Consider the following 11,562-nt stretch of genomic DNA (forward strand, 5'->3'; position numbering starts at 1 on the left):
ATAAAAATACCATAATACTTAATATTATTAATAAAATCAAAGATATACAATAAAAATATACTGAACTTAAGATGATAAGCGCTATCGAATATTAAAGTAAGGCTTTACTCGCCTTGATGCGGCTCGATTTGCGTCAATAATGGATAGCCTTCACGATGAGCAAGACTGTTAACTTTTTTGGCTTTGGTCTCAGCGATATCTTTAGGATAAATACCAGCAATACCTTTACTACTATTATGAATCGTCAACATAATCTCAACTGCTGAATCCATACTGTGACGGAATTCGGACTGTAAAATATAGACGACAAATTCCATCGGTGTGTAATTATCATTATACATCACTACCGCATACATGGGCGGCTTGGCCACTTCTGGCTCTGCCACTAATACATCAGCCTGTGGGGTCGTTTCACCGTCGGGCTCACCCACTTGCGCAAGACGCATGGGCATATGAGGAAAATGCCAATCTGATATGATTGGTGCCGCTACTGCTATCGTTTGTTTTATCATAATTGGCATACAGATGAATCGGTAGGTTTAATGAGTAAATATCTTTAAGAGAGTAAAAACATCGTTAAAAATAAAAGGTGAAATACTACTAGATGACTGGCTATCAGCTACGACAACTTACGACAACTAAGGCTCAATAGGACTTTCATCGACCTCTGGCAAATCTAACAGTGATAATGGCATATTATCAACTTTAGCACCAAGCTTCCAATCATACAGCTGCTCTACTTCTTGACCAGCAGCTTTTAAATTTAGCTTAATTTGCAAAGGCTTAAAGCCCGCTGGCATTGTAAAGCGACCACGTATACGCGTCACGCCTTCAATGGTATAGCTGACGGGATCTAATGGCACTTCTACAAAATCGTCGTCATCAAGCAATGTCAACGTTGGATTTAAACGTTTGGCTTTACCATCGCTTGCGAGCATACCAATATCAAAACCATATTCAAAGGCATATTCAGGCAAAGGCTCAATCTTTGCACCTAGTATCTGTAAAGGCATGCCGCCCTGCTCACTAACAATCTCAGCATAGAGGTCATTAAGCTGCGCCACTTGTCTATTTTCAACCATTATAGCTTGCTGATTTTCGCGTAACTCTTTTGAGTTTACCAAACTTATTTCTAGCTCTTGTTTGGCAGTTGCAACCTCATTGGTCGCTATTTTATGACTGACACGCAAATCTTTTAGCTCTTGGAGCGACTCTTTGCTGGTAATGATCGCTTGCTTGGTTTCATTTTGCATTGAATAATAGCCACGTTGATAACCAAGTTTGTGACCAAATAATAGTGCGACAACTGCCGTCACCAATATCGCAATCACAAATAATGCTAACACCAGTGTAGAAGTGCCTTGCTGCGAACGAGCAATGCTGTCATGCTTCATGGTACTACGCTGAGTAACAAAAGGCAGCAGTGCACAATGTAGACTACGCTCCAATTCATACGCAACAGAGTCTTGGCACGATGGGCGTGCTGGCGGTGAGCAAAAGCGTAGTACACTCTTAAAACGCATTTAGACAGTATCTCTTAACAGGAAAGGCAAATTATTATAGCGGAATTTATAATCAATACCTAGTATCATAAGTAGTGATAATTTAATCACAAGTAAACATCTGTTAAGGAACGATGGGCGCAAAATTCAAACCAAGAGACTCATCAAATCCAAACATCACATTCATATTTTGCACTGCTTGCCCAGCTGCTCCTTTGACTAAATTGTCTTGTACGACAATCACGGTCAATTCGGCACGCTCGTTGTCTTGGTGAACAGCAATACGCAATCGATTACTGGCACGTACACTACGGGTATCGGGATACAGCCCTTTTGGCATTACATCAATAAATTGCTCTGACGCATAGCTTTGTTCAAATACTTGTTGCCAATCCATCAAAGCACCCGCATCGGTGAGCTCCATATGAATAGAGCTCAGCATGCCGCGTATCATAGGCACAAGGTGCGGCAGAAAACGAACACGATGACTAAATTGACTGTCCAATAGCTGTGCAACGCCTTGCTCAATCTCTGGCAAGTGGCGATGACCTTCAACGCTATATGCCTTAAAATTGTCTGTGCTTTCAGCATAATTCAGTGCGAGACTTGCTTGGCGACCAGCACCAGAAACGCCAGATTTGGCATCGATGACAATACGCGACTCAATAAGTTGTTTAGATTGCTTATTTTGCGCTTCAATTATCGGCTTTAAACCCAAGATAGCCGTGGTCGGATAGCAACCGGGATTACCCACAACCAAAGCATTAGCAATTTTGTCGCGGTTGATCTCAGGTAAACCATAAACAGCCGTTTTTAGTAGTTCAGGACAAGCGTGTGATTGCTGATACCAGTGTTCAAAATCCGTTAATGACTGCAAACGAAAATCTGCTGCCAAATCAATCACTTTCACACCAGCTTCAGTAAGCGCTTCTGCTTGCTGCATTGCGACGCCATGCGGTGTGGCAAAAAACACCACATCGCACTGTTGCAATGTCGCTAGCGTCTCATCACCTAAATCACTAAACACAATATCTGAGATACCGCGTAAACTTGGGAATATCTCATCAGCGCGAGTGCCTGCTTCGCTACGCGAGGTTAGCAAATCAATAGACACTTCAGGATGGGCAGATAATAAACGTATTAGCTCAATACCCGTATAACCTGTGCCACCGACAATCGCTGCTGAAATCATAAAACATCCTTTTCTACTACTTTGTTATTACTTAATGAATACGAGATATAGAGTCAGTCAAATAACCAAGACTATCTCTCAAATCGTATTTTTTAAATTTTATAATCATGGACCGCATCGATAAACACTTTGGCATTATCAGGATTGACCCACTGGGTAATACCATGACCTAAGTTTGCCACATAGCCGGTTTTTTCGCCGTTAGCATAAGCACTATCAAGCATTGCATTGACTTCGGCACGGATAGTCGCAGGTGAACCGTATAAAGTTGCTGGGTCTAAATTACCCTGAATAGCTTTACTACTGTGTAGTTTTTTATGTTGCTTAGTTAACTGACGCTGACTTTCAGTCAATACTTGACGGGCACGATCAATCGGCATCGTCCAGTCTAAACCCAACGCATCCGCTTCACTATCGGCTTGTATATCCAACCATAATCCGCCACCTTTAGTAAATAATACCACTGGTATTTCAGGATGGCGTACCTTTAGCTCAGCAACAATACGCTTATTATACGCATGTGAAAAATCAACAAACTGACGATGACCAAGCGCGCCGCCCCAACTATCAAATATCTGTAGTATCTGTGCGCCTGCCACGACTTGGGCATCGAGATAATCAATCACAGACGTCGCTAATTTATCCAATAATTGATGTAAGAACTCAGGATTACTATATAAAAATCCTTTGGTATAGCGATAATCTTTTGAGCTACCACCTTCAATCATATAAGTCGCTAGTGTCCAAGGACTACCAGAAAAACCAAATAAAGGTACTTGTCCATTAAGTGCTGTACGAATACTGGTCACCGCACGCATGACATAATCAAGAGAGTCATTGACATCAAGCACAGGCAATCTATCTAAATCAGCTTGCTGGCGAATAGGATGTTTAAACTTTGGCCCTTCCCCAGCTTCAAAATATAAACCCAATCCCATCGCATCAGGAATGGTTAAAATATCACTGAATAAAATAGCCGCGTCTAAATCATAACGACGTAATGGCTGCAAGGTAACTTCAGTGGCACGCGCGGTATCTTTACACAGGCTCATAAAATCACCTGCTTCAGCACGGGTGGCTTTATATTCTGGTAAATAACGACCAGCTTGGCGCATCATCCATACCGGCGTGGTATCTATCGGCTCAAAACGAAGTGCTCGTAGCAATCTATCATTTTTCAAAGGCGCAAAGTTTTTTTCAAGCGAATTATTATTGTCTGAAGCACTCATGTACAAATCTCCAAAACAGCACTGTATGTCACAACAACGCATACAACACTGGATAAATTACGTTAAAGGAAAGAATAGTAAAGCGCTTATTATCAAAACATTCATAAATAATAAGTTTTTTTACATCGTCAATGCCAAATTATCACGGTGTACCATGACGACACGTTCTTCATTATTACCAAGGATTCTATCGAACTGCTCAGTACGCTCGCGAGCAACACGGCATGCATCTCGAGAGGAGAAATTGACTTGACCAACTGCTATACGCTCACCGGTATCCTGATGGACGATTTCAACCACATCGCCTTCATCAAAATCTCCACGCACTTCAGACACACCAACTGGCAATAAGCTTTTTTGATGCTCAACCACCGCTTTTGCTGCACCTGCATCGACAATTAAAGAGCCTGACATACGCAAATGTGCCGCAAGCCACTGTTTGCGAGCAATAATTTTATCTTGATCGTTGGTGGTCAACAAGGTGCCGACCGCTTCGCCTGATACCACACGAGTGATCACATCATCGATAGCACCGCTCACGATCACCGTCGGACAGCCACCCATGGCAGCAAGGCGACCCGCACGAATCTTGGTCAACATACCACCGCGCCCAAGCTTGCCACCATCACCTGCAATATCAAATAAGTAATCAGCCATTGCACGCTCTTGACGGATCATTTTGGCATTAGGATTGTCGCGTGGATTGTCAGTAAAAACACCTTCTTGATCAGTTAAGATAATGTATAAGTCGGCATTGACCATCGCCGCTGCCATTGCACCTAGTGTATCGTTATCACCAAACTTAATTTCATCAATGGTAATGGTATCGTTTTCATTAATGACTGGCAGCACGCGCCATTCTAATAGCTGCGTAAGCGCGCCAGTGGTATTAAGATAGCGACTACGATTAGACAAATCATCATGTGTCAGCAATAGCTGTGAGCTTTGAATACCGTGTTGAATCAATGCTGACCACCAGGTTTCAATCAAACCCATCTGACCAATAGATGCACAGGCTTGTAATGCCGCCAGTTTTTTGGGACGCTCCTCAAGATTCATACGCACTACACCTTCAGCAACGGCACCTGAAGATACAAGCAGTACCTCTATGCCTTGCTTATGAAGTTTAGCGATCTGCTTTGCCCATTCGTAAATGGCAGTTCGATCAAGCCCTCGACCATTATTGGTTAATAACGATGAGCCAATCTTGACAATAACGCGCTGAATATCAAAGTTACGAGCTTGCTCAACAAACCTTGCTTCTTCTATCGTGTTCTCTATGCCAACTGCCATATAAACTCCTGTTGCTATGGTAAATTAATCATGGGGATACATCTAAAAAAATACGTGCAAAGACAAATCAGACTAAGGAGCGTAAATCACTTCGACGCCATCATCATCGTCATCGCTGCCATCAAAATCGTCATCCGATAAATCCGTACCTTCACGCGCCGCTTTACGAGCAGCACGATACGCTTCACGCTGAGCTTCAGTATTCAGACGAACTTCTGCCTCTAAACGCTCAAATCGTGCTTTTTGTGCTTCAGCAAAGATAGGATCTTCTATTTCACGCTCACGTTCACGCTCGATCTCATTCATCAAGTGGTACTTAATGGCATCAACGCCTTCACCTGTTAGGGTTGCTGTACGGAAAACGATACCTGTCCAGCCAAGCTCTGCCACAATATGGGTACAGAGCTCATTTAACTCTTCTTCAGGCACCTGATCGATTTTGTTTAATACCAAAATCTGCGGCAAATTGGCCAATTCAGGCGAAAAACGATCAAGCTCATTTAAGATAATACGGGCATTTTCTACTGGGTCGCTACCATCGATAGGCTTGATATCAACCAAGTGTAACAGACGACGCGTACGAGCGACATGCTTTAAAAAGCGAATACCAAGTCCAGCACCTTCTGAGGCACCTTCGATCAAACCTGGAATATCAGCCATAACAAATGAGCGATGACGACCAATATCGACCACACCCAGATTAGGAACCAATGTGGTAAATGGATAGTCAGCAACTTTTGGTCTAGCAGCAGAGACTTGGCGGATAAAGGTCGATTTACCTGCATTAGGTAAACCAATTAAGCCAACATCAGCCACTACTTTTAGCTCAAACTTAAGAACTTTTAGCTCACCTTCAAAACCTGAAGTCGCTTTACGCGGCGCTTGGTTGGTAGAGCTTTTAAAATGGGTATTACCCAAACCCCCATCACCGCCTTTGGCAATCAGTAAAGTCTGACCGATTTCAATCAAATCACCCAACACTTCATCTGTTTCGGTATCAACTATCGTAGTACCAATAGGCACTGGTAAAAAAAGATCATCAGAGCCCTTACCTGAACAGTTTCTACTATGACCATTCTCAGCTCGCATGGCGTCGTGACGACGTGTATAACGATAGTCAACTAGGGTGTTAGTGTTATCCTCTGCAATGACATAAACATCTCCGCCCTTGCCACCATCACCACCATCAGGACCACCGCGCGGGACATATTTTTCTCGGCGAAAACTGGCGATTCCGTTACCACCGTCACCTGCTTTTACCGTTACGACGGCTTCATCAATAAATCGCATCTTACCTTCCTTTATTTACAATCTGGTTTATAAGCTCAATCAAGGTTGTTTTACCTTGAGCTTATACTTGTCTTTAAAATATCTTTCAGGTTTTTACTTAAATGTCATTGCTTTAACGATGACAATAGCACCCGATGACCAGTCGGACTATCGGGTGCTATAGATATTACCTCTAAAATCATATCCGCTTGTTCATATAACAAATGCATATCGATCCGCTTTTTAATAAAAGCATTATAACTGAGTCATTGCAGCTATACGGACGTATTAAGCTGGAATCTGCGTATAGCTGATACCTGCCATTTGCGTTGCCAAACGTAATACTTGCGTACTATAGCCTACTTCATTGTCATACCAAATATAAACAATGGCATGATTGTCAGTCAAAATAGTCGCTTGCGCATCAACGATACCCACATGCGTATCACCGACAAAATCCGTTGATACCGCCTCTGTAGAATCAGTATAAGCAATCTGTGTTTGCCACTGACTGCTATTAGAGATTTTACGCATGAATTCATTTAATGCATCAGCGCTAGCTGGCGCTGTCTTAAGATTCAAGTTCAAAATCGCTAAGCTGACGTTTGGCGTCGGTACACGGATGGCATTACCCGTTAATTTACCGCTAAGCTCTGGCAATGCTTTACCAACCGCTTTAGCAGCACCGGTACTGGTAATCACCATATTCAATACTGCACTACGACCACGGCGATCGGCTTTATGATAGTTATCAATTAAGTTCTGGTCGTTGGTAAATGAGTGAATGGTCTCAACATGACCATTTTCAATACCGTATTCGTCATTTAATACTTTTAACGTTGGGGTAATCGCGTTGGTCGTACAGCTGGCTGCACTGACGATAGTGTCATCACCAACGGTATCATTGTTGACGCCATATACAACGTTTTTAATCTCACCGCCAGCAGGTGCAGTTAGCAATACTTTTTTCACGCCTGTCGATTGTAGATGCTTGCCAAGACCCGCTTCATCTTTCCAGATACCTGTATTGTCGATGACCAACGCATCATTAATACCATAAGCAGTATAATCAATCTCGCTTGGATCTTTGGCATAGATAACTTGGACAAAACGACCATTGATAATCAAACCATTGTTTTCATTATCAATAATTACGCCACCTGCAAAGCTACCATGAATCGAATCACGCTCTAGCAATGAAGCACGCTTCGCTAAGTCGCCCGCTGCTGCAGGACGTACTACGATGGCTTTTAGCTGCATACCTTTGGCACTTGACACTTGCGATAATAACAGACGCGTTAAGATACGACCAATACGACCAAAACCGTATAGCACCACATCCGTCGCGCCATTGATAGCGCCTTTGGTGTTATCAATAGACTGTAATGCCGTTTGGATATCACTGTCATTAGCAATCAGTTGACCAACATCGACACGAGTCGCTTGGATGTCTTTATTATCTGCTAACACTTTAACCATTGCTAAGGTATCAGCGATATCAATAGCACGAGCACCTTGGTCACGCAAAGCAACTTTTTGATGCAGCGCCAATATTTGACCCACTGAATTGGTATCTAGCGTATCACCAAATAAAGTCACTTGTACATCTTGCTCATTGTAGAGCTTGTTCAATAGCCCCATCAGCTCAATTGCTTGTTGCTCTTGATGGTTATAGTTGCTCAAGTGGTCTTGATGTAATTGGCGTAAGGTATCAGCATTACTCACGAGAAACATCCTTATGGTCAGTATTAGAGAATCAGTAAAGTATGAAGAAATATCATTGAATAGGTTTTATACAGTCTAAGCACTCACTCGGATACGCTAACAGACGACTACTGTCATCGGTTATTATCAGAAAAGTCTGTAGATAAGCGAGATTTTAGCTTAAAACGCCTTATTTTGCTAGTGATAACAAATTTGTATGAGTCCGAAGGCATCTGAGACCTATCTATTTTGCCTAACAAAACGGGTTAGCATGATAAAGGCGGCCTATTATGCTGCCTTATTATAAATCCACTTAAACCATGATGAACACAAGAGCTATAATAAATAAAAGCTATATAAACCATTATCGCACTTTTATGGAATCAGATTCACCATCTGATTACTGTGCAACGTCAACTTAAATTCTTGAGCAGGTTTTGCTAAACCTTCAGCAATAATATCTGAGCCATCTTCAGCCTTACACTGATTGACAACCTTGAGACCTGAACCATCTGTTTTTTCAACATATAGTTGAAATACTTTAAAGTCGCTACAGTACTACTGGTGTAAATTTTTTGCAGCCTCTGTCTGCGTAGGCACAGCAAGCAAGAAAAATTTGCACCAGCAGTAGGTGTTGTATCGATATTACTTTTCACCGACTATAGTTAGCGGCCACATCACTGGCACAGTTACGCTGAAAGTACATTGGCAATCGACCAATCTCATACCAAGTACCAGCATATTTTTTTAAATCAACACTATCTAGCGTAGTCGGTGTACTAGCAGATTTATGGATAATACTACTGGGTTTAACCGCGAGCATTTCTGTCGTTGCGTTAGTCATGTATTTGCTAGCAACCGCTTGAGTAACAGGCGGTGTCGCTGCATAAGCAGAGAACACAGCTAACGGTATGATAATCGCTAGGGCAATGCCGGTATATCTAATAAGACCATTCATAAATATACGCTCTGGTATCTCTGCAACGCTTGCTGCGTTTTTAGGAGATATAGTGTGAGTTAATTCGACTGTGGATTGCTCAAATTCTTCAAAAACACTTGTCTTAATAGAATTAACTTCAACCGTACTGCTTTTAAAGGTATTGCTATCAATTACATTAGGGTGCATTGCGCTTACATTAGTTTTTTTGACACTTTTATAGCCAAAAAAGCTGTTTTGTTGAGACATATCTTGTGCCAGACTCTCCAAACATTCTTCACTACAACCTACATGGATATAACTGGCATCATTACTAGCACGGTCAATATTCCCTGCTGATATTGCCTGATCTTGTTTCATCTGATACTTAGGTAGCTGGTCAGTATGCTGCGATTGAGAACCAGCTGCTTCCGAATCAGACCATGCTGACTTCGGCAACTTATTGGTTTGCATAGGGATACCATTTATTAACAGTGATTATTAGAAGCGCTTTATTTACTCATAAGAATTTACTCATAACATTGTTATTTATCAGAACATTACAAAATGATTTTCACCGATCATCTCTACGATAAAAAATGAATGAAAATTAAAGTTGTTATGACTTTTAAAATTGTCGTCATTAAAAGCCTTCTTAACAATTAGTCAATCTATAAAAGCTTGATTTAGCGCCCTTCGATAATTAATGATTCATAGTAATGGCAAACCCCCGATCAAAACAGTGTGGCAATGTAGAAAAACGCAACGGTTTGTAAGTAATTCTGTATATATACCACGAAAGACTACATTTTTATTAACCGTTAAAGAACATTCAAATCAATCACTTATCTTGTGCTATTGCGCCTGTGAGAATTCGTTTATTTGACCTATTATGCTCTGGGTTTAGTGGTGTTCAGATAGCAGTTTAGCGCCTAAAACCACCGTAAAAATGATAGTAATGATAGTAATAATAGTACCAAAAACTATTTTAAAAACTGACGAATTCCAGCAACAGCAATTCCTCCATGTAACATGGCTTGCTCACTCATCACAGGCGATAGACCACCTAAACCGATAACTGGCATATCAGCTAATTCTGCTAACTTTGACCACGCCTCCCAACCTAACGGCGGTGTATCAGGATGGGTTTGGGTGCACTCGACAGGTGCTAAAAAAATACCGATAACGGGTGGCAACTGTTGCTGCAAGCGAAAAAACGCCAGTTGATTAGCAGCATTAATACTATCTGCATCATGACAACTGACTATTAATGGCAAGTTTGTAGATAAGGCAGAGTACGACATAGACTCTTTTGCAACGCTGCTTGACCATTGCATAAGCTGTGTCTGTGTTAAATGCCCTGCTATAATTTGACGGTTTATGACAGCGTTGTCTGCTTTGTCAGTATGTAAGTGATCAGGAGCAATCGCTTTAATATCAGAACGTAGTTGTAGTAGCCGTTCTATGCTGTCTTCTGCCCCTGCTACTTTTATTCTCATATAAACCAAGGCATCAGCCGCTATATGCTCATGATGATACTGTGACCATGCTGCCCTAGGATTGGGAAAACCGTTAAAGTGTGCCAAAGGATAAGTAATGGTTATCTGCACTGGTAGTTGCAACCAAACAAGAATTGTCTTGTTTGCAGCTGGTAAATCATAATGCCCTGCTAGCAGCTTCGCCTTATCTACCCATGTCAGCTTTTGACCTTCTAGACCACAGCTTAGGTTTTTATATTGCGCATATTGTTGTGCGGTTACTTCAATACGGTAAACCTGTAAGCAGACCTGTTTATCGCCATAATCATGATGCAATCGACCCAGTTTCACCGCCGTATTATTAGCAATATTGATGCCTGTCTCTTCGGCAACTTCTCGTATCAGCGCTTGTTTTGCTGTTTCATGAGCATCTATCTTTCCACCTACAAACTCATAGCGGTTGCCCTGATGCTGAGAAGCCGCTCTAAATCCTAGCAAATATTGGTTTTGATAATGAATAACGGCAACGGCTACATTGACTGTCTTTATTGAATTGTTTTTTATAGAGGTGCTTTTTTCGACTGCCATGCTACTTTCCTTTTTTGCGACTAAAATTAACGGATGTCATTGATTGATCTGCTTGCTTGTATAAAAACTGTTAGATAAATTTACATAATTGCTGTCATTTATTTTATAAATTTGCTTGCAAAATCACTCAATCTAAATGATAATTATTATCGTTAATAAATTATGTTCTATTAGTATTTATTGCTTTGAATATTTGCCACTTTGCTATCAAAAGGAATTTACCATGAGTCTTGTTATCTCTCGTCATTTGAACTTCCGTGAAAACCGTCTGCCTACTTTGCAATCACAGCACCTGTTTGCTTTGACTAAAGAGGTACGTATTGAACATGAAGGCGAAGAATATCGCCTACGCTTAACACGTAACAATCGGTTGATTTTAACCAAATAAATT

Annotated in this window: 10 protein-coding genes; 1 reads left to right on the top strand and 9 read right to left on the bottom strand. The window is 41.4% G+C overall.

Annotation, left to right across the window (positions count from 1 at the left end; genetic code table 11):
* Positions 1 to 104: 104 nt before the first annotated feature.
* From PSYC_RS07770 to PSYC_RS07810, 9 genes are all read right to left on the bottom strand, one after another.
* The gene (locus PSYC_RS07770) at positions 105 to 521 is read right to left on the bottom strand and encodes an ATP-dependent Clp protease adaptor ClpS (protein ID WP_011280764.1); all 417 of its coding nucleotides are present in this window, start codon (positions 519 to 521) and stop codon (positions 105 to 107) included.
* A gap of 117 nt (positions 522 to 638) precedes the next feature.
* Entirely contained in the window at positions 639 to 1,523 is an 885-nt protein-coding gene (locus PSYC_RS07775; RefSeq protein WP_011280765.1) for a hypothetical protein, read from the bottom strand.
* Between the two features lie 103 nt (positions 1,524 to 1,626).
* Entirely contained in the window at positions 1,627 to 2,694 is a 1,068-nt protein-coding gene (gene argC, locus PSYC_RS07780) for an N-acetyl-gamma-glutamyl-phosphate reductase (protein ID WP_011280766.1), read from the bottom strand.
* Between the two features lie 92 nt (positions 2,695 to 2,786).
* Entirely contained in the window at positions 2,787 to 3,923 is a 1,137-nt protein-coding gene (hemE, locus tag PSYC_RS07785) for a uroporphyrinogen decarboxylase (RefSeq protein WP_011280767.1), read from the bottom strand.
* A 120-nt stretch (positions 3,924 to 4,043) separates the two neighbouring features.
* Positions 4,044 to 5,216: a glutamate 5-kinase gene (proB, locus tag PSYC_RS07790; protein WP_011280768.1), complete on the bottom strand. Its 1,173-nt coding sequence runs from the start codon at positions 5,214 to 5,216 to the stop codon at positions 4,044 to 4,046.
* Positions 5,217 to 5,288: 72 nt separating this feature from the next.
* Positions 5,289 to 6,506, bottom strand: a complete 1,218-nt coding sequence (gene cgtA / locus PSYC_RS07795) for an Obg family GTPase CgtA (protein WP_011280769.1) — start codon at positions 6,504 to 6,506, stop codon at positions 5,289 to 5,291.
* 267 nt (positions 6,507 to 6,773) lie between these two features.
* Positions 6,774 to 8,219, bottom strand: a complete 1,446-nt coding sequence (locus PSYC_RS07800; protein WP_011280770.1) for a glyceraldehyde-3-phosphate dehydrogenase — start codon at positions 8,217 to 8,219, stop codon at positions 6,774 to 6,776.
* A 622-nt stretch (positions 8,220 to 8,841) separates the two neighbouring features.
* The gene (locus tag PSYC_RS12035) at positions 8,842 to 9,579 is read right to left on the bottom strand and encodes a lipocalin family protein (protein ID WP_011280771.1); all 738 of its coding nucleotides are present in this window, start codon (positions 9,577 to 9,579) and stop codon (positions 8,842 to 8,844) included.
* A 509-nt stretch (positions 9,580 to 10,088) separates the two neighbouring features.
* Positions 10,089 to 11,171 (bottom strand): NUDIX domain-containing protein, encoded by a 1,083-nt coding sequence (locus PSYC_RS07810; protein ID WP_011280772.1) that lies wholly within the window; start codon positions 11,169 to 11,171, stop codon positions 10,089 to 10,091.
* A gap of 223 nt (positions 11,172 to 11,394) precedes the next feature.
* Between PSYC_RS07810 and hemP the strand changes: the two genes are divergently transcribed.
* Complete coding sequence (hemP, locus tag PSYC_RS11440) at positions 11,395 to 11,559, top strand: hemin uptake protein HemP (RefSeq protein ID WP_020443783.1); 165 nt, start codon at positions 11,395 to 11,397, stop codon at positions 11,557 to 11,559.
* Positions 11,560 to 11,562: the final 3 nt, after the last annotated feature.

This window comes from Psychrobacter arcticus 273-4, from assembly GCF_000012305.1.
Lineage (GTDB): Bacteria > Pseudomonadota > Gammaproteobacteria > Pseudomonadales > Moraxellaceae > Psychrobacter > Psychrobacter arcticus.